The 18,357-nt window shown below is 70.8% G+C and carries 16 protein-coding genes; 12 read left to right on the forward strand and 4 right to left on the reverse strand.

What is annotated here, in order from left to right:
* Positions 1–361: 361 nt before the first annotated feature.
* Positions 362–1,612, forward strand: a complete 1,251-nt coding sequence (locus tag EES41_RS39165) for a triacylglycerol lipase (protein WP_123083283.1) — start codon at positions 362–364, stop codon at positions 1,610–1,612.
* Between the two features lie 89 nt (positions 1,613–1,701).
* On the opposite strand, the gene EES41_RS39170 is transcribed toward EES41_RS39165, so the two are convergent.
* Positions 1,702–1,875 carry a CsbD family protein gene (locus EES41_RS39170; RefSeq protein ID WP_123083284.1) on the reverse strand — a complete coding sequence of 58 codons (174 nt, stop codon included), beginning with the start codon at positions 1,873–1,875 and terminating at the stop codon, positions 1,702–1,704.
* Positions 1,876–2,195: 320 nt separating this feature from the next.
* Here EES41_RS39170 and EES41_RS39175 point away from each other — a divergent pair, with 320 nt between their 5' ends.
* Together EES41_RS39175 and EES41_RS39180 are read left to right on the forward strand one after the other, a co-directional pair.
* Entirely contained in the window at positions 2,196–2,459 is a 264-nt protein-coding gene (locus EES41_RS39175) for a hypothetical protein (RefSeq protein WP_123083285.1), read from the forward strand.
* A gap of 157 nt (positions 2,460–2,616) precedes the next feature.
* Positions 2,617–3,522, forward strand: a complete 906-nt coding sequence (locus tag EES41_RS39180; protein WP_254211897.1) for a YihY/virulence factor BrkB family protein — start codon at positions 2,617–2,619, stop codon at positions 3,520–3,522.
* 33 nt (positions 3,523–3,555) lie between these two features.
* Here EES41_RS39180 and EES41_RS39185 read toward each other — a convergent pair whose 3' ends face one another.
* Complete coding sequence (locus EES41_RS39185) at positions 3,556–3,927, reverse strand: hypothetical protein (RefSeq protein WP_123083286.1); 372 nt, start codon at positions 3,925–3,927, stop codon at positions 3,556–3,558.
* A 398-nt stretch (positions 3,928–4,325) separates the two neighbouring features.
* Between EES41_RS39185 and EES41_RS39190 the strand changes: the two genes are divergently transcribed.
* Positions 4,326–5,024, forward strand: a complete 699-nt coding sequence (locus EES41_RS39190; protein WP_123083287.1) for a hypothetical protein — start codon at positions 4,326–4,328, stop codon at positions 5,022–5,024.
* Positions 5,025–5,248: 224 nt separating this feature from the next.
* Positions 5,249–6,082, forward strand: coding sequence for an SDR family NAD(P)-dependent oxidoreductase (locus EES41_RS39195; RefSeq protein WP_254211899.1), 834 nt, complete (start codon positions 5,249–5,251; stop codon positions 6,080–6,082).
* A 36-nt stretch (positions 6,083–6,118) separates the two neighbouring features.
* Here EES41_RS39195 and EES41_RS39200 read toward each other — a convergent pair whose 3' ends face one another.
* Positions 6,119–6,895, reverse strand: coding sequence for a DUF4328 domain-containing protein (locus tag EES41_RS39200; RefSeq protein WP_123083288.1), 777 nt, complete (start codon positions 6,893–6,895; stop codon positions 6,119–6,121).
* Between the two features lie 1,246 nt (positions 6,896–8,141).
* On the opposite strand from EES41_RS39200, the gene EES41_RS43990 reads away from it, so the two are divergent.
* From EES41_RS43990 to EES41_RS39220, 4 genes are all read left to right on the forward strand, one after another.
* Entirely contained in the window at positions 8,142–9,341 is a 1,200-nt protein-coding gene (locus tag EES41_RS43990; RefSeq protein ID WP_123083289.1) for a transglycosylase family protein, read from the forward strand.
* Between the two features lie 186 nt (positions 9,342–9,527).
* A complete protein-coding gene (locus EES41_RS39210; RefSeq protein WP_164496208.1) occupies positions 9,528–10,961 on the forward strand; it encodes an FG-GAP-like repeat-containing protein in 1,434 nt (477 codons plus the stop codon).
* Positions 10,962–11,107: 146 nt separating this feature from the next.
* On the forward strand, positions 11,108–13,129 hold the full coding sequence (locus tag EES41_RS39215) for a VCBS repeat-containing protein (RefSeq protein ID WP_123083291.1): 2,022 nt from the start codon (positions 11,108–11,110) through the stop codon (positions 13,127–13,129).
* A 383-nt stretch (positions 13,130–13,512) separates the two neighbouring features.
* Positions 13,513–13,977: a lamin tail domain-containing protein gene (locus tag EES41_RS39220; RefSeq protein ID WP_123074994.1), complete on the forward strand. Its 465-nt coding sequence runs from the start codon at positions 13,513–13,515 to the stop codon at positions 13,975–13,977.
* Between the two features lie 142 nt (positions 13,978–14,119).
* On the opposite strand, the gene EES41_RS39225 is transcribed toward EES41_RS39220, so the two are convergent.
* Positions 14,120–14,539 (reverse strand): MarR family winged helix-turn-helix transcriptional regulator, encoded by a 420-nt coding sequence (locus EES41_RS39225; RefSeq protein WP_123083292.1) that lies wholly within the window; start codon positions 14,537–14,539, stop codon positions 14,120–14,122.
* Between the two features lie 63 nt (positions 14,540–14,602).
* Between EES41_RS39225 and EES41_RS39230 the strand changes: the two genes are divergently transcribed.
* The 3 genes from EES41_RS39230 (at position 14,603) to EES41_RS41945 (ending at position 18,332) form a co-directional block, all read left to right on the forward strand.
* Positions 14,603–15,397: an alpha/beta fold hydrolase gene (locus tag EES41_RS39230; RefSeq protein WP_123083293.1), complete on the forward strand. Its 795-nt coding sequence runs from the start codon at positions 14,603–14,605 to the stop codon at positions 15,395–15,397.
* A 459-nt stretch (positions 15,398–15,856) separates the two neighbouring features.
* Complete coding sequence (locus EES41_RS39235; RefSeq protein WP_164496209.1) at positions 15,857–16,783, forward strand: hypothetical protein; 927 nt, start codon at positions 15,857–15,859, stop codon at positions 16,781–16,783.
* A 1,399-nt stretch (positions 16,784–18,182) separates the two neighbouring features.
* A complete protein-coding gene (locus EES41_RS41945; RefSeq protein ID WP_164496210.1) occupies positions 18,183–18,332 on the forward strand; it encodes a hypothetical protein in 150 nt (49 codons plus the stop codon).
* Positions 18,333–18,357 lie beyond the last annotated feature (25 nt).

Below are 18,357 nucleotides of genomic sequence, written 5' to 3' on the forward strand. Positions count from 1 at the left end.
ATTACGCCGATGCGCGGCATGTCGGCGACGGCCCAGGTCGCGGCCGGCGCCGGAGTCACGGCTGGAGTCACAGCCGAGAGGAGTCCCGCAGGACTGCGCGCCGGGGGGCGCTCGAAGTCGTCTCTCCGCCGTACTTCACGCCCGGCCGAATGCTCCCGGACCTCGGACCCGCATCATCGTTTCTTCCCTTTCGCCCCTGTGACCTGCACGGAAAGGGCGCCGGGGTCGAAAGGGTGACGTGGTGTGGATTCGCTGGCAGCGGGATCAGAGCCTCGCGATCATGGGTCCGCATTCGCCCCGAAAGCGGCGGCCTCACGGGTGGCGCAGCCCGGCCGCACCACGAAACGGAGGAGCTGGATTCATGTCCATGCCTGTTGTGAGCATCTGGGACAACGCCATGCCGGGTGCTCAGCCCGCGCACCCGAAGACCTCCGCGTGGGACGCCACGTGGCCCCTCCAAGGGGGGACCGCCTGGGTGTTCTACAGCACGCAGGGCCAGGGCCGGGTCAGGAAGCCGGTGATCCTCTCCGACGGCTTCTCCGCCGGGAAGAGCGACCCCGACGCGCTGTGGAACGCCCTGGAGAACGGCGAGTACCCCTTCGTCACCAAGCTGCGCGAGGCCGGCTTCGACCTGGTCCTCCTCGGCTTCGACGAGCGTTCCGCGTCCATCCTCGACAACGCCGCCGTGGCGATCGAGTGCATCGAGAAGGCGATCGACGACCGCGAAGGGACCGCCAAGCTGACGGTCGGCGGCTTCAGCATGGGCGGGCTGGTCACGCGCTACGCGCTCGCGAAGATGCAGCACGACGGTGACGACCCCGAGACCTCGACCTACCTCTCCTACGACACCCCGCACCGCGGCGCCTGGCTGCCCATCGCGGTACAGGCGTTCGCGCACTGGGTGAAGGACAACTGGGGCTCGATCCCGGGGTTCGGCGAACTCCTCGGCAGCTTCTCCGTGCTGGTCAACAGCCCGGCCGCACGAGAACTGCTGCGCTGGCACATCGGAACCGTCGAGGCCGAGGCCCGCGAGGACCAGGCCCGCATCGACTTCCTCGCCGAACTCGAACGGGTCGGAAGCTGGCCCGAGGGCGTACGCCTGCTCGGTGTCGGAAACGGGACGGGCACCGGCGCCGGAAACAACATCCCGGCCGGCGTGACGGCGATGCGCACCACCGGTCAGGAGCTGACCGGCACCTATCTGGACACCCAGAACACGGGCCAACCGGTCGTCGCCGTCCTGAAGAAGACCGGAGACACCGAGATCCGGATCACCACCAGCGGCCTGCCCGACATCGACGGCGCTCCCGGCGGCCTGTTCCCCGAAGCGCACAACCTCCCGGGCCACCCCGGAAACTTCGGAACCGCCGCCTTCCTGGCCGGGCTCCTCGAAGGCCAGCCGGCCGAACTCACGTACAACACGAGCACGTTCGTTCCGAGCGTCAGCGCGGTGGCGGCCGGCGACATCGACGACCACGACACGCTCTACAGCAAGATCGACCCCGCCGACAGCGAACTCGACGCCTTCATGTGCGCCAGTGACAACGAGGGACACACGCTGATGACCCAGGAACTCGGCGAGTGGATCCTGGCCAAGCTCCAGGGCGAATAACCCACCACCGCGAAGACGTCGTCCGTCGACACACCGGGGCCGGGACCGCTACTGCGGTCCCGGCCCCGGTCGCGTACGGGCATGAGGGGTCAGTGCTTGAAGGCGTCCTTGACCTTCTCCTTGGCCTCGCGGGCATCGCCCTTGGCCTGCTCGGCGCGGCCCTCGGCGGTCAGCCGCTCGTTGCCGGTCAGGCGGCCAGCGGTCTCCTTGAGCTTGCCCTTGGCCTGCTCGCCCTTCGCCTCGGCCTTCTGCTCACCAGACACAGCTGATCACTCCCTCTTCGGTGGAAAAGTCTTACGCAGCCCCGTATGACCGCAGGACGCCTCCCCAAACAGCCGGGGCGCAACTGTCTTCGAGTACGTTCTCGCCGGGCGGATCGACGGCCAAGCAGGTGTGACCTGCCCCGACCCTCAACCGCCGCCGATTGCCGACGCGCTCGCCCGGTCCGATGCGGCCGGGAGAGGATGTCCTTCCAAGCGGGGCCGTTGCCCCTCTGCCGGCCTTCGCCCCAAGGGGGGCACGCGCGCGCGGGTTCACCCGCGCGCGGGGTGGCCGGCGGTCCGGGGGAGGGCAGACAGGCGGGATGAGCACGATGGATGAGCGGGTGTACTGCGGTGACGAGGGCCACTTGGTGCGGCCGACCCCGGGGCGGGTGTACGTGAGGCTGGCGGGCGGTCCTCTGGACGGCCAGCTCCTCGACATCACCAACCTGCCCGACCAGGAGCGGACGGACGGCGTGCTCCTGGCGACTGACCGGGGCCTGTTCGGGGTCGGCGGGCGTGCGCTGTACAGCCCCTCCGGGACCGATCCCGACAACACCTTCCTCTGGGACGGCGACACTCCCTGACCGCCGACGGCCCTACGCGTACCCCCGCCGCTGCGAACGCGCACCCGGCGGGGGCCCGGCCGCCCGGACCGCGAGGGGCGCGCGGCGGCCGACGACGGAACGGCAGGCAGAGCGGCGTACCGGGGATGAGAGCGGTGACGCCGGGCAAGAGGGCTTCGTGGCATCGAACACTCTCCGCACGCACCGGAGCACCCCCGGGAACCGCGCCGTCGAGCTGGCCGGACGGGGGCGCTCAGCCCTGCGCGGCACAGCCGTACACCTCTGGAACGACAACATCGCCGACTACGCGGCAGCTCTCACCTACTACGCGGTGCTGGCGTTGGTACCCGCCCTGCTCGTCTCGGTCTCCCTGGTGGGACTGGCCGGGGCCGGCACCCGCGAACGCCTGATCCTCGACCTCACCTCCTACGCGCCTCCCCAATCGGCACAGGTGCTCCGCGAGGCCCTGGACGGCCTCACCTCAAGGCCGTCCTCCCTGTGGGTGCTGCTCGTCAGCGGCGTCCTGAGCGCACTGTGGTCGGCCTGCAGCTACCTGGCGGTCTTCCGCCGCGCCCTGCACACGATGCACCGGTTGCCCGACACGAGGCCGCCCCTGCGCGCGGCGCACATCCTCGTCCTGACCGCCGGTGTGCTGCTGGCCCTGCTCGTCGCGGGCGCCGCGAGCCTCGTGGCGACCGGCCCCGTGGCCCGCCGACTCGCGGCGGCCGCCGGCTACTCGGGTACGGACGCCATGGCCCTCCTGCGGTGGCCGGTGCTCCTGGTGATCGTCACGGCCCTGATCCTCATCCTCTACCGGACGGGGCCCGCCGAGGCCCGCGGAACCCGCCGCGGGTTCCCGGGCGGCGCCCTGGCGGCGTTCCTGTGGCTCGGCGCTTCGGCGCTCTTCACCCTCTACACGCAGTTCGGCACCTACAGCCGTCTCTACGGTTCGCTGGCGGGGGTCGTCGTCTTCCTCGTGTGGCTGTGGTTCACCAACCTGGCGCTACTCGCCGGCGCGCAGTTCAACGCGGTGCGCGCGGGGGCCGGCGCCGCGCCCGCCGAGCGTGTCAAAGAGATCGTGTAGGCCGGGGCGGCGGCGCGGTGTCGTTGTCAGGGTTCAGGCGGGGACGAAGACGTCCTCCTGGGCCCCGTCGAGGATGAACCCGTTGTCGAAGCGGACCCGTACGCTCACGCGTGGCGCCCGTTCCTGGAAGGCGGTCCACGCGGGTTCCAGGGAGCCGACCTTCTCTTCGAGCTGCCTCCTGCTCCCCGTGGGCATCTCACCTCCGAAGGCGTCGAGCAGCGACTTGAGCCGCTCGTACTCGCGTACGTCGTCGCTCTCGTCCTGGTGGCCGACCACCTGCTCGACGGTCCCGCCGGTGCCCGCCGCCAGGGACAGGAACCCGACGACGACCCCCGACACCTCGACCGAATCGGTCAGCCGGGTGTCCGCCGCCAGCACCACCCGCTGGCCTGCCCTCAGAGTCATCGACTCCCCATCTCCCCTACGTGTTGTCCACCGGCCGCGGCCCGCTGCGAACGGGCACCCGCCGAGGCTACCCCGGGAAGAGCACAGCACGTCGGGGCGGCCGCGCCCCCGTGTCAGGGGTAGCCGCAGCTACTGGCGCCGCCGGGGCACGTGACGTTGGACTTCAAGCCCACGACCATCAGCACCAGGATGATGAGTGCCAGGAGGATCAGGGGAACGTTTTCAGAGGCCCAACTGCCCCTTTCGTGCTCAGGAATCGGCCTTGAGGCGCTGTTGTCCCGGGCTGGACCTCAACGGAGATGTTGTGCCCCCTAAGAGGGGTGTACAACGCTATTTCACACGTCCCACAGATCACCTGGGTAGAGTCCGCATCCCACACTTCTACCTCAGGAGCCCTCATGCCCCCGCAGGAGACCACCACCCTCAAGTCCCAGTACGCCGACAAGGTCACGGCCGACCTCGAACTGAACACGGCTGAGCAGGAACGTATCCGCGACGAGATCGCATCGCTGCAAGAGCGCCTGACCGCCCTGGAGCAGGACCACGAACTCCTGATCGGGATGCGCGCTGCCCTCGGCGACACCCTGGCCGTGGTGCCCGGCCCGCGCGCCGACAAGAAGGCCCCGACGTCCGCGAGGGCCAAGGGGAGGAAGACGGCGGCGAGTGCCACGACCGCCACCGTCGTGAAGAAGGCAGCCAACAAGGCGTCAGCCAACAAGACGACCGTCGTCAAGAAGGCGACCGTCAAGAAGGCCACCCCCGCGAAGGACGCGCCGAAGAAGGCCGCCACGTCCGGAGAGACGCGGGCTCCGCTGACAGGGCTGATCCACCAGCACCTGAGCGCCCAGAAGGAGCCCAAGACGGCAGGCGAGATCACCCAGGCCCTGGCCGCCGCGCACCCGGAGCGGCTCCTGAACGGCAACCTGGTGCGCACCACCACGGAGCGTCTGGTGGCCCGCTCACTGGTGGAGCGCTCCAAGCAGGGCTCCACCGTCTACTACACGGCCGTCCCGAGCGAGGGCACGGCGGGCGAGACCCCGGCCGGCACCGAGGCACCGGCCCAGACCGAGAAGGCACCGGCTGCCGCCACCGCCTGACCGTCCCCCCACTGCCGCACACGGCGGACGGAGGGACGGAAGGGACGGAAGGGACCGAACGAACAAAGAGACGAACCCTTCTCGCGTGGTGTCCGCGCGTCCACCCTGGCCGGAAGCGGTCCAGGGTGGACGTCCACGCGGTGCCGGAACACGAGCACGGGTTCCCCGGCGGTCAGCGCGGGACGCCGTTCCGGCCGAGCAGACCGGGGGGCATCATGATCCACATGACTTCAGCCCCGCCCTCCACCCCCACCGAGGCCGCCTCTCGCGCCGCCGCCTCTCCCTCCGCACGCGTCTTCCCGCCCACCGGCCGCCGCGTGCTCGTCAGCGGTGCCTCGCGCGGGCTCGGCCGCGCGCTCGCCCAGGCGTTCGCCGCCAACGGCGACGTGGTGGCCGTCCACTTCGGCTCGCGGCGCGAGGAGGCGGAGGAAACCCTCGGTTCCCTCGTCGGTACGGGGCACGTGCTCGCCGGAGGCGATCTGTCCGCCCCCGAAGGCGCGCACGCCGTCGCCGAGGCGGCGGCCGGGGGACTCGGCGGGCTGGACGTGCTCGTCAACAACGCCGCGGTGAACCTCCCGCACCCGCTCGACACCACCTCGTACGAGGACTGGGCGACCGCCTGGCAGGGTCACGTGGCCGTCAACCTCCTCGCGACGGCGAACCTCAGCCACCTCGCGGCCCGCCGGATGATCGAGCAGGGCGGCGGTGGCCGGATCGTCAACGTCGGCTCGCGCGGGGCCTTCCGCGGCGAGCCCGACCACCCGGCGTACGGGGCGACGAAGGCGGCGGTGCACGCACTGGGCCAGTCACTTGCCGTACACCTCGCCCCCCACGGAATCGGCGTCGCCTCCGTCGCACCCGGGTTCTTCGAGACGGAGCGGGTCGCGCACCGGCTGAGCGGGGCGCAGGGCGAGGCGATCCGCGCCCAGAGCCCCTTCGGGCGGGTGGCGTCGGCGGACGAGATCGCGGCGGCCGTGCTGTGGCTGGCCTCACCGGCCGCCGAATGGGCCTCGGGAACGGTTCTGGACCTCAACGGAGCCTCGTACCTGCGTACGTGAAGCATCCGACGGGGCCCAGCCGTGCCGACGCGCGGGTCACACGGCGGCGGCGGCAGCCCCCGGGACCGTCCGCCTGAGCAGCAGTTCCTCGGCCCGGGCGCGTTGCAGCGCGGTCAGCTTTCGCACGAACACGACGGCGAGCACGGCGGCCACGACGGCGGTCAGGTCCACCGCCGCGTTGAGTGCGGAGGCGTCGCGGATCTCCTCGGGTGTCTCGGCGCGCACGTACTGCGCCGAGGCGAACCGGTAGAGGAACTCGCTGGCGATGAACACCAGCCACCAGGCGATCACCGGCGCGACCGACACCCGGCGGTGGGTGCCGTCGGGGTCGTAAGGGGTGCTGGCCTCCCAGGTCTCCCGCGCCGTCCGGTACGGGATGAACAGGTTCCCGATCGGCACGAACCAGCCGCCGATGGCCCAGCCGGCGGACCGGCTGAAGCAGTCGGGGCGGAACACCTGGCCGTTGCAGCGGACCCGGTGGAACCAGATGATGAACACCACGGCGGTGGCAAGGGCGAAGAGGCCCTGCGCGAAGCCGGTACGGGTGGTGAGGGAGTCGGACAGGTCGAGGCTGCCGGACTCGACGGCCGCGGGATCGACGGCGTAGTCCGTCATCAGCTTCCGGGTGTAGAGGCCGACCCCGGCCGAGAAGAGATCGACGGCGGCACCCGCGGACAGCAGCACGGTCAGGGCCGTCGCGAGCCCCTGCGGGGAACGCAGGACGTCGGCGGCATGCGGCGGCGGAGCCGGCCAGGCCCCGGGCTGTGGTGACGGCGACGGCGACGGCGAAGGACCGGGCGCGTTGACGGACATGACGGAGTACCCCCCACGGGAACATGCGCGACGTGTGACATGGAAACGGGCCGCCTGACGGGCGGCCCGAGCCGACTGAAGATATGTCACCCCGAGTCCGCCGTCCACGGGATTCGAATGCCGGGTGCACGGCAGAACCCGCAGGCCGGGCGGCGGATGTACCCGGTGGCTTCCCGGGCCTCATGAAGGAAGACGCGCAGCACCACCCCTACGGCTCTTCCGAGGCTCTCCGGGACCTGTCTCGCAGGCATGCCCCGGCAGCCGGGGCACTGCCCCCGTGGACGCCGCCCCCGGGAACAGACGCCACCGGTCTGAGTCAGTGGGCCCGTACCCGTACCGGCGTCCGCCCGCCCGACCGGTTCGCGGCACCGTTCAGCGGAGCTCAGTCGACGGGGTGAAGAACAGCGCGTCGCGTGGTGCGTGCCCGGCGCAGGAGGAAATCCACGCGCCGGACTCTGCGAGCGGCCAGACCGGCGGAGGCCAGCCGCCTGCCCCGCTTGGACGCAGGAGCGGGCCGGCTGGACCACCGTGTCCGGCCACGCGGGGGAGGCCCGCGCGGGCCAGGGAGCGGACCGGTTCTCATCCGCGCCGGGCCCGCGCACCGCCGGTGGACTCAATGGGCCAAGGCCGTTTCGGTCCAGCCGGTGGACCTTCCCACCGCCCCGACCAGCGGCGAGAGTTGTTCTTGCCAGCAGGGAACACCGCCCCGCAGGCCGGAAACCGGAAAGCATCACCGCGGGATGCAGTCCGGTTCAGGAGCCCCGACCCCACGTCAGAACAGGACCACGATCATGCTTCGCATTCGTCTCGCCCAGGCCGCCGCGGTCACCACGCTCGCCACCACCTTCCTGCCGGCCCCCGCCGCGGCTCTGAGCGTCCCGACTGCCGGCACGTAGACGATGGGCTCGTCCTGACCCGCGAAACCCTTTCGAGGGCTACCGGCTCGTTCGGCGCCCCGCCACCACGCCCCCGGTCCGGGGCTACCGCCACCACACCGGCCGTCAGCCCGCCGACCATGGGCCGGCCCTGACCCACCCGCTGGTCTGACGCGGGGCCCGGTCTTCCCAGCTGCTCCTGCAGGGCAGCTGTCAGCAGCCCAAGCCCCCCGGCGATCCCGGGCGATCCCGGCCGCCGCGCACTCTTCGCACCACTCCCAGCACACCGCACCGCCCCCGTGGCCCCAGGCCGACCGGCCTGTGTCGCCCCCGCCACCACCCCTTTCCTGACACCACTGTGAGGTTTCGTCATGTCCGCAACGTCCCGTACCAAGCGCCGCGTCAACAAGAAGACCACCGCTCTGGCCACGACCGCCCTGACCGTGGCCGGTCTGGGCGCCGCCCTGCTCGCCACCATCCCCGCCAATGCCGCGTCCGTCAGCACGTGGGACAAGGTCGCCCACTGCGAATCCACCGACGACTGGCAGATCAACACCGGCAACGGCTACTACGGTGGCCTACAGATATCCCCCCAGACGTGGAACGCCTTCGGCGGCCGCGAGTACGCCGCCTACCCGCACCAGGCGACCAAGCAGCAGCAGATCCTCATCGGGGAGAAGATCCTCGCCGGACAGGGTCAGGGCGCCTGGCCGAACTGCGGGCCCGCCGCCGGCCTCGGAAGCGACCACGCGGACCCTTACCCCGCCACCTCCACGCCGCCGGCGCCGGTCGGCATGGTCCACCTCACCGCCGCGGACTTCACCGGCGACGGCAAGAAGGACCTCGTCGGCGTCGAGTCCGCCTCCGGCAAGCTGTGGCTCTACCCCGGCAACGGCAACGGCACCCTGGGCAACCGCGTCCAGATCGGCACCGGCTGGAACGGCATGAGCAGCCTCACCGCCGCCGACTACAGCGGCGACGGCAAGGCCGACCTCGTCACGGTCGACAACTCGACCGGAAAGCTGTTCGTCTACCCCGGCGCCGGCTCCCTGAACGGCAGCGCCACGCTCGGCGCCCGCCTCCAGATCGGCACCGGCTGGGGCACCATGCGCAACCTCACCGCGATCGACGTCAACAAGGACGACAAGGCGGACCTGCTCGCCGTCGACGCCGCCGGAGCCCTGTTCGCCTACCCCGGCACCGGCACCGGAACCCTCGGCGCCCGTACCCAGATCGGCTCCGGCTGGGGCAGCATGGCCGAACTCGCCTCTCCCGGTGACCTGAACTCCGACGGCAAGGACGACCTCGTCGCCGTCGACCCCGCCGGCAACCTGTGGAAGTACCCCTCGACGGGCTCCCTGAACGGCAGCAACACCCTCGGCGCCCGCAACCAGATCGGCTCCGGCTGGGACACCATGCACCAGCTCGTCGGCGCGGACTTCAACGGCGACGGCAAGGGCGACCTCGACGCCGTCCAGGCCCCCACCGGCTCGACCGGCACCTTCTACTTCTACCCCGGCAACGGCAGCGGCGGCTTCGCCGACCGCGCCCAGATCGGCACCGGCTGGTAGACACACCGGGCTACTCCCACCCGTACCCCGGCAGTCCGTACCGGCGCCGACCTCACCGCCCGAGCGCGGATCGGAACCCGCTCGCGGACGTGGCGCCCACCCGCACCTATGACTTCGCAACACCCGCCCCACCTCGCGGCCGTCCGCCGCGCCTCCCGTCCTCACGATTCCAGGAGATCTCACCTCATGTCGAAGTTCGCCTCCACCCTGAAGAAGTCCGCCATCGCCACCCTCGTCGCCACGGCGGCCGTCACCGCGCTGGGTACGATCCCCGCCCAGGCCGACACCGGATCGTCCATGGCCTCCCTCGCATACGGCGAGGTCGGCAACGGCCCCTGCGGCACCCCGGGCGGCTACTGGAGCCACAACCGCAGCCAGAACAACAGCTGTAACGGCCACGGCGGCCAGTCCCACGCCTGGTGCGCGGACTTCGTCGGCTGGATCTGGTCCCACTACGACGTGGCCCACATGAGCGCCCTCACCGACGGCGCGGCCAGCCTCTACGAGTACGGCCAGGCCTACGGCACCCTCCACTCCACCCCCAAGCCGGGCGACGCGGTCGTCTTCGACTACTCGGACGGCTACGCCGAGCACGTCGCGATGGTGACCGCCTTCGACGGCACGACGATGACAGTGGTGGGCGGCAACGAGGGCCACAGCAGCGGCCACACCCAGGGCATCGTCCAGCGCGAGTCCACCACCAACTGGTCAGTGGGCTCCGCCCCCTGGAGCCGGCAGCGCATCAGCGGCTACATCTCGCCCGTGCTGAACAGCGACGACAGCGCCACACCGGCCGCGGCGGGCATGACCCACCTGGCGGGCGGCGACCTGGACGCCAACGGCACCCGGGACGTCCTCGCCACCGAGGCCACCAGCGGCGACCTCTACCTCTACCCCGGCAGCGGCACCCTCAACGCCAACGGCACCCTCGGCAACCGGGTCAAGGTCGGCTCCGGCTGGAACAGCATGACCAACATCACCGTCGGCGACTACAACGGCGACGGCAAGGCCGACGTCCTGGCCACCGAGTCCGCCGCCGGCGACCTCTACCTCTACCCCGGCAGCGGCGGCGCCAACGGCATGAACACCCTCGGCGCCCGCGTCAAGATCGGCGCCGGCTGGTCCGGCATGCACGACGTGACCCGCATGGACGTCAACAAGGACGGCAAGGCGGACGTCGTCGCCATCGAGACCTCCAGCGGCAACCTCTACGCCTACCCCGGCACCGGAGCCCTGGGCGGGATGAACACCCTCGGGGCGCGCGTGCAGATCGGCGCCGGCTGGAACGCCATGAACTCCCTCGTCACCCCCGGCGACATGAACTCCGACGGCATCAACGACCTGGTCGCCAAGGACGAGACCGGCAACCTCTTCGTCTACCCCGGCACCGGAACCCTGGGCGGGATGAGCACCCTCGGCGCCCGCACCCAGATCGGCTCCGGCTGGAAGTCGATGACCGACCTGGTCGGCGCCGACCTCAACGGCGACGGCAAGGGCGACATCGCCGCAGTCCAGGCCAGCCCCGGCGCCACCGGCACCTTCTTCGCCTACCCCGGCGCCGGCACCATCAACGGCAACAACACCCTCGGCGCCCGCGTCCAGATCGGCACCGGCTGGTAACCCCGAAGGTCTCCCTCCCCACCCGCCCACGGGCCGCCACCGCACCACCGCGGTGGCGGCCCGGCCCGCTGCGCCCCCACTGAGACGCGGCGCACCCCCACCGGCCCCGCCCCGGATCACCGGCCGAACCGAAAGGACCGTCCGTCATGACAGCCGCCGCCCGCAAAGCCCGCTCCCGTACCCGTACCCGTACCCGGGCCAGAAGGGCCACCGCCGTCCTCGGCGCGCTGGCGGCCCTGGTCACCGGACTCACGACGGCCGGTCCGGCGTCCGCCCTGCCGACCATCGCCGACGCCTCGCTCGCCACCCCCAACGCCATCACCCGCACCGGCACCACGGGCTTCGGCCTGAAATGGGACGCGGGCGCCGACGCCGCACGGGTCGCGACCTACGAAGCCGCGCACCCGGATCTGCGGCGCACCACCGCCGCCCGCCTCCTCGACCAGGCGACGACCACGCCCGCCCGACCCCTGTGCCACCCCACCAACATCACCGGCGCCCAGGGCTTCTGCTGGTCCCCCGAGGACGACGACTCCAGATCGTGGACCCCGCAGGGCGTCGCCGCCTCGACGGCCGGCGGCCGCAAGACCATCGTCACCAGCTGGTACGCCACCGGCGAAAAAGCAGAACGCCTCACCTTCGCCGACGTCACCGACCCGGCCAACGTCCGTTACCGGCACGTCCAACTCGTCGGCCTGTCCGCCGACGGCAGCGGCTACTCACCCCTGACCGGCCACGGCCACGCCGTCGTATGGGCCGGCACCCGCCTCTACGTCGCCAGCATCGGCAGCGGCTTCGACGTCTTCGACGTCAACGACATCTGGCAGACCGGGGCCGACACCTACGTCCTCCCGCGCACCGGCAGCTACGCCCACACCGGCGCGGGCGACGGCTGCGGCGTCCACGAGAAGGTGCCCGAACGCCCCTGCATCTCCGCCGCCTCCCTCGATCTGAGCGGGTCCCAGCCCGCCCTGGTGACGGCGGAGATGAACAACACCACCGGCGACGCCTTCGATCTCGCGTCCGCCCCCATCGTCCGCTGGCCCATCGACCCCACCACCGGAATCCTGAAGGCCGACGCCACCGGCCGGGTCCAGGCATCGGAGGCGTTCAGCTCGCCCATCGGCGGAACCCAGGGCGTGGCCATGAACCAAGGCCGCATCGCCCTGTCCGCGCCCTGCCCGGAGTTCAAGGAGGGCGGCGACCTGCACCAGCCGAGCTGCCTCTACCACGGTGTCGTCAATGAACCGGTGTGGCTGATGACCCGCACCGGGATCTACAACGAGAACCTCGCCTACCTGCCCGGCACCGACGAACTGTGGATGGTCAACGAACGCCCGGAGCAGCGGATGGCCTACCGCACGACCTGGCCCACCCCGCCCGCACTCACGGGTCTGGTCAACCTGACCGCCGGCGACTTCACCGGCGACCGCAAGCAGGACATCGTCGGCATCGAGGCCACCACCGGAAAGCTCTGGCTGTACCCGGGCAACGGCAACAGCACCCTCGGCGCCCGCATCCAGATCGGCTCCGGCTGGAACGGCATGAACCAACTCACCGCCGGCGACTTCAACGCCGACGGCAGGTCCGACCTGCTCGCGCTCGAAACCGCGACCGGCACCCTCCAGCTCTACCCCGGCACCGGCGCCCTCACCGGCATGAACACCCTCGGCGCCCGCACCCAGATCGGCACCGGCTGGGGAGCCATGCGCAGCCTGACCACCATCGACCTGAACAAGGACGGCAAACCCGACCTGCTGGCCGTCGACCCCGCCGGCGCCCTGTGGGCCTACCCCGGCAACGGGAGCGGGCTGGGCAACCGCCAGCAGATCGGCGCGGGCTGGAACAGCCTGTCCGAACTGACCAGCCCCGGCGACCTCAACACGGACGGCAATGCGGACCTGGTGGCCGTCGACCACGGCGGAAACCTCTGGACCTACCCCGGCACGGGCGCCCTCACCGGCATGAACACCCTCGGCGCCCGCACCCGGATGGGCACCAACTGGGACAGCATGCGCCAACTGACCGGAGGGGACTTCAACGGCGACGGCAAGGGCGACCTCGCCGCCGTCGAGGCCCCCGCCACCACGACCGGAAACCTCTTCCTCTACCCCGGCACCGGAACGACCTCCTTCGGCGCGCGCGTCCAGACCGGCACCGGATGGTAGACCCGAACATCAGTGCGATCTGCGAACGCGGGAGCGAAGAATCCCGCAGAACGGTTGTTACTTGAACAACTGCTCCGGGCGGGTGACGGGGGTGGGGACTGCGCCGGGTGGTGCGCCGGAGTGCGTTGTTTCCAGGTTCCGCTGGTGGGGCGGGTGGGTGTAGCGGTCAGTGAATGTCAGGGCCACGTTCAGGCGATATGCGTGTGGTGTGCAGGTGAGTGTGACGGGAATGTCCGGTTCTGGTAACCGGCCCCGGCGAGCGCGCCGGCGGGGCGGTCGGGGGGTCGAGAGTGTGGGCCTCGGCTCATTCCGGGCTGGGAACCCGCACCGCCTCACCAGCTTGTTTCGGCTGGTCGGGCATGCATCTTGAGGGAGCGTCACCCATGTCTTCTGCTTCTTCCTCCGTCCGCCGCATCGCCGCGACCGTCCTGGCCGCCGGAGCCGTGGTCGGTGCGGCCGCGCTGCCGGCCGCCGCGCAGGACGGTCACCACCAGCGTCCGCGGGTGGAGATCAGCCGGGTCCAGGCCGACAGCCCCGGCCGTGACGACCACTCCAACCGCTCCCTGAACAACGAGTGGGTGGAGATCACCAACACCACCCGCGACGCCATCAACCTCCGCGGCTGGACCCTCCGCGACGACGACGGCAACCGCTACCGCTTCGACAACGTCCGCATCGCCGGCCGCGCCACCCTCCGCATCCACACCGGCAACGGCCGCGACACCCGCACCGACCTCTTCCAGGACCGCCGCGAATACGTCTGGGGCAACCGCGCCGACACCGCCACCCTGCGCGACGACCGCGGCCGCACCGTAGACACGGAGTCCTGGGGCCGCCGCCACCACTGACCCCCAGGGCGGACTGCCGCCGGCCGCCTGACGGCGGGCGACCGCCGGCAGCCGCCCTGTCGGGCGGGTACACATCGGTCCGTGCGGGCCGTCACCCTTCACCGGGTGACGGCCCGCACGGCCGTGTACGGCACCGGTCGGTTCAGGCGCCCGCGTCGTCGACGACGCGCCGGAGCAGATCGAGCAGCGTGGTGCGCTCGGCCGGGGACAGGCCGGAGTAGCAGGCGGTGAGGACCTCGTCGGCGATCCGGTGTCCTGTGCTCAGGACCTCTTCGCCGGCAGGGGTGAGGTGGTGCTCGATGCGGCGGCCGCTGCCGGGCCTGCGGTCGATCAGGCCCAGGGCCGTCAGCCGGCCGGCGAGCGTGCCGAAGGCCTGCTCGCTCTGGAATGTCGCCGCCGCAAGGGCCCGGGCCGGCGACCCGGGCGCGCGGCTGATCGCGCGGAGGGCGTCCCACTGCGCCAGCGTCGTGCCGGCAGCGGCGAGGCGGCTGTCCAGAGCACGGTGCTGCTTGTACTGGGCCTGCTTCACCGTTCTTCCAAGGACCTGCAGTTCATCGCGCATGAGCAGCAGTCTACGACACAACTAAGCTTGTTTATATAAATAAGTTTAGTTAGAGTCCGGGGCATGCCTTCGAACACGAGCATCGACCTGTACCCGGACCTGCCCCTCACCCTGACCGAAGCCGGAACCGGCAGGCCCTGCCTCATCCTTCACGGCGGCGGGGGACCGTCCACAGTCGCCGGACTCACCTCCCACCTCGCCCAGACCATGCACACCATCACTCCGGTGCACCCGGGATGGGACGGCACCCACCGCCCGCGTTGGCTGACGGGCATCGACGATCTCGCCCTCGCCTACCTGCACTGCCTCCAAGACCGCGGACTGCGCGACGTCCTGGTCGTCGGCTCCTCGATCGGCGGATGGACCGCCGCGGAGATGGCCGTACGGGACACCGCCGCAATCATCACCGGGCTCGTCCTGATCGACTCCGTCGGCGTCCACGTCGAGGCCGAGCCGATCACGAACCTCTTCGCCCCCGACGCCCCAGGCGTGGCCGAGTACGCCCGGCACGACCAGGCCCGCTTCCACCGTGACCCCGAGACGCTCCCCGCCGGACAAGCCGCCCTCCACCGCGACAACATGACCACCTTGCGCCTCCTCGCCGGTGACCCCTACATGCACGACCCGAAGCTCCTGCGCCGTCTGCGGCGCGTCGACGTTCCCGCTCTCCTGCTCTGGGGCGAGAGCGACCGGATCGTCACTCCCGCCTACGGTGCCGCGTACGCCGAAGCCTTCGCAGACGCCCGGCTCCAGGTCATTCCCGGGGCAGGCCACCTGCCACAGCTGGAACAGCCGGAAGCGACCTTCGCCGCGATCGACGGCTACCTGCACGAGACGATCACCGCCGTCGGCACGTAAGCGCCGGCCCAGCCGCCCGCTCACACGGCCACGCCCACCGTGCCCCGGTTCGGATCGCGTACGGGTGCTGCCGCCCCGCGCCCCGGAGGCCGGGGCGGGTGTGCATCGACCACCATCACCCGGTTGGCGCACACCCAGACCAACACCGGCGGCGTTTATGGAATATGACAACAGCAGAGCTCCCCGCCCCCTTCTGCAGGACTGCAGGCGAAGGAGGGCAGGGAGGCAGTATTCGCTCCGGTGTCACCCAGATCGGCAAGCGGACTCCTACTCCGCGTTTAACCGATCGCGGCGAGACCCGGAGCGCGACGCTGGGACACGAGAGCCTGGAAGTCGATCCGAGCTGCTCCTCCTCGACCTTCGAGGAGTTCCTCCATGCGATGAGCGTGGTCCAGTTCGAGTTCGGCAGGCGGCCGGGCAGGACGGCACCCCCCGCACCGGCTGTCCCCGAGTGCTTGGGTGGCAGATCCCGTGTATGAGCCGTACGGATACCCGAACTTCCACGACCCCCACCCCCAGCCGGAGGCCTCCGCCTTCTGGGCCCCGCCGGAGCAGCTACAGCACGTCTCGCCCGGACACCTGCTCGGGTCGTCCGGCGAGGAGCATCCGCCATGGGATCCGGCAATGGAACTCGCCGGCCTTCTCCAGGAGAGCGCCGTACCGGGGCAGCCGGAGCCCTTCACGCCAGCCGGATTCGAGAACATCGGCGACACGGTCAGTGCGCTGGGCTTCTTCGCAGGGCTGCAACACGCCCCTGCCGGGCGTACGCCCGCACGACCCTCCCACGGCCACAGACGGAACCGGTCGAAGTCGCCGGTGATGACCCTGCTGCAGACGGGCAGTCTGTTCACCGCTGCGCTCGTCGCCGTCATCGCCGCTGTGGTGAGCATCCTCAGCGGGTTGGCCATCTACGACGCCCTGCGCCACAGCGCCGCGCCCCACACGCCCCGCGAAGTGGTCATCTGGTGGCCCCTGCTGATCTACGGCCCCTGGACGGTCGCTTCCCTGTCCATCCTCAGATCCGCCCTGCACCAGCGCCGGGCCCTCCATTCCTGGTCCATCGTCCTGCTGTTCTCCACCCTGGCCACGCTCCTGTGCGTGGCCCAGACACCCAGAACGATCGCTGCCGTGGCTGCGTCCGCTCTTCCCGCCGTCGCGGCCCTGGCCTGCTTCCAGCAGCTGGTCCGCCAGATCACCCTCACGCGACCGCCCCGCCAACCCGCTCCACGACACCGGAACCGGGTGCGCTCCGTGGCCGCGCAGCTCAGGCAGACGCCCGCGGCCAGACGTAGCCCGGACAGTGCCCCGGCAGCCTCCCCCGCCGCGGACGGCCGCGCGGCCCGCTCTCCGTCGCACAGCCACAGCCGCGGCCAAAGGCTCGGGTAGGGCGCATGAGTGTCGTACGTGTCAGGCAGTGCCACCTGCGCAGGTCCACGCAGCGCAGGGAGGGCCGGGGGCGCTGTCGGACGGCGACACGGCGGCGGGTCTCGCATCGGGGGCTACCGCAGAGGACGAAGCCGGTGGCAGCAGACGGTAACTCCCTGGTCAACCCGGTCCTTCCCACACGTCAAAGGGGCGCGTGCCCCCACCTCTGCAACGAAGATCGAAACCGATAGTCACGGGCCGTGCGAAGACTCAGCCCGAAGGTCTACGCATCCGAAAGTTCATGCCCGGCAACGGGGCTTGCGCCGTCGGCACCCGGCTTTCCGGAGCCTCGTCCCGGCCCGCGTTCTACGCGCGGCCGGGGGCAGCGGATGTCCGCGGGACGATCCCACCCAGATGCCGCCCGGACCCGCCCGGACCCGGGCGGCGCCGGATCCGGCCGAGCGCATCATCCATCGGGAACCGGGTGACCTTGTGGACGGATCCAGGTCCCACAACGGACGGCCCCCGTAGGGGGTGTACGACCTCTGCGGCAGCGCGCGGGAGCGGTGTGCCACCGAGAGCGCTCCCAGGTGCCGGGAGCCGAGGAGCGCCGCATTCGTGAGTCCGCTCTTTCGCGTCGCCCCCGCCCCGTGCGACGACGTCGATGACCGCAGGCAGGGCGAGGGCACGGGGCTCCGCCGTGCGGTCAACCCGTACGGGCAGCCTTGCAGGTGATATGTCGTCATAAGCCTCCCCACCAGCGCCTCTTGACATGTATTTTCTGAGCGACAAGAGGGGTAACGATGACCGACCCATCGGCCGCAGTGGACCTGCTGCTCCGCACGTTCCGTACCGCCATGCCGCCACCAGCGATGTGGGAGCGGCCCGGAAGGGCCCACGGCCTCATCCACACGGTGACCCGGTGGGAAACGGGTGGAACAGAGCTTCGGGGCCGGCGTCCCGAGGCGTGCGCCCGGCCCCTCGCGGAACCGTCCGCTCAGCACCCCGAAGCCCTCGTAGCCCTCGTAGTCTCTGCCGAGAAGAGTGTGGAGATGCCGCCGTAAGCGCGCGGAGCGGTCTCCGTCGCCACAACGGAGACCGCTCCCCAGCGATCGACTCGCAGAGCCTTACAAGAACCCGAGTCGTGAGCAGCGAGGTGACCTCGACTGCGGTGATACGCGTGAACCTTGGGTTCGCGTGGTCACCTACCCCAGGATAGGCAACCTCGTCAGGATAGCCAGCACGGGACATGTTTTGCCCTGCATGTCTGGTTACGTCTCTGCTTTCGGCTCCCCTGCCAGGGGAGATCCACCACATGCGTCACCAGCCGTACCGACGCCGTCGGCTCCCAGCCGATGCGGCTCCGAACTGTCCGCACCGAAGCGGCGCACCGGTCCTCGATCTCACACTTGTAGCAGGTGTGACCACCTTCTCGGCCTTCGACACCCCGGTCTCCTGGCCCACCGGCGCCCCGGCCCCGCCCAGCGGGACCCCTTCGAGGAGTCCCGGCCGCCCCGCCGAAGCACAGCTCGGGATCCCGCTGGCCGCCGTGAGCGGTGGTGCCCGGTGACTGACGAGTTCGGGAACAGCTGTCT

The sequence above is a fragment of the Streptomyces sp. ADI95-16 genome, from assembly GCF_003721495.1.
Lineage (GTDB): Bacteria > Actinomycetota > Actinomycetes > Streptomycetales > Streptomycetaceae > Streptomyces > Streptomyces goshikiensis.

Excerpts from the sequence above, each read along its gene's own strand:
- EES41_RS39165 (WP_123083283.1), top strand. The coding sequence starts at position 362 with ATGTCCATGCCTGTTGTGAGCATCTGGGACAACGCCATGCCGGGTGCT.
- EES41_RS39175 (WP_123083285.1), top strand. The coding sequence starts at position 2,196 with ATGAGCACGATGGATGAGCGGGTGTACTGCGGTGACGAGGGCCACTTG.
- EES41_RS39185 (WP_123083286.1), bottom strand. The coding sequence starts at position 3,927 with ATGACTCTGAGGGCAGGCCAGCGGGTGGTGCTGGCGGCGGACACCCGG.
- EES41_RS39190 (WP_123083287.1), top strand. The coding sequence starts at position 4,326 with ATGCCCCCGCAGGAGACCACCACCCTCAAGTCCCAGTACGCCGACAAG.
- EES41_RS39195 (WP_254211899.1), top strand. The coding sequence starts at position 5,249 with ATGACTTCAGCCCCGCCCTCCACCCCCACCGAGGCCGCCTCTCGCGCC.
- EES41_RS39200 (WP_123083288.1), bottom strand. The coding sequence starts at position 6,895 with ATGTCCGTCAACGCGCCCGGTCCTTCGCCGTCGCCGTCGCCGTCACCA.
- EES41_RS43990 (WP_123083289.1), top strand. The coding sequence starts at position 8,142 with ATGTCCGCAACGTCCCGTACCAAGCGCCGCGTCAACAAGAAGACCACC.
- EES41_RS39210 (WP_164496208.1), top strand. The coding sequence starts at position 9,528 with ATGTCGAAGTTCGCCTCCACCCTGAAGAAGTCCGCCATCGCCACCCTC.
- EES41_RS39215 (WP_123083291.1), top strand. The coding sequence starts at position 11,108 with ATGACAGCCGCCGCCCGCAAAGCCCGCTCCCGTACCCGTACCCGTACC.
- EES41_RS39220 (WP_123074994.1), top strand. The coding sequence starts at position 13,513 with ATGTCTTCTGCTTCTTCCTCCGTCCGCCGCATCGCCGCGACCGTCCTG.
- EES41_RS39225 (WP_123083292.1), bottom strand. The coding sequence starts at position 14,539 with ATGCGCGATGAACTGCAGGTCCTTGGAAGAACGGTGAAGCAGGCCCAG.
- EES41_RS39230 (WP_123083293.1), top strand. The coding sequence starts at position 14,603 with ATGCCTTCGAACACGAGCATCGACCTGTACCCGGACCTGCCCCTCACC.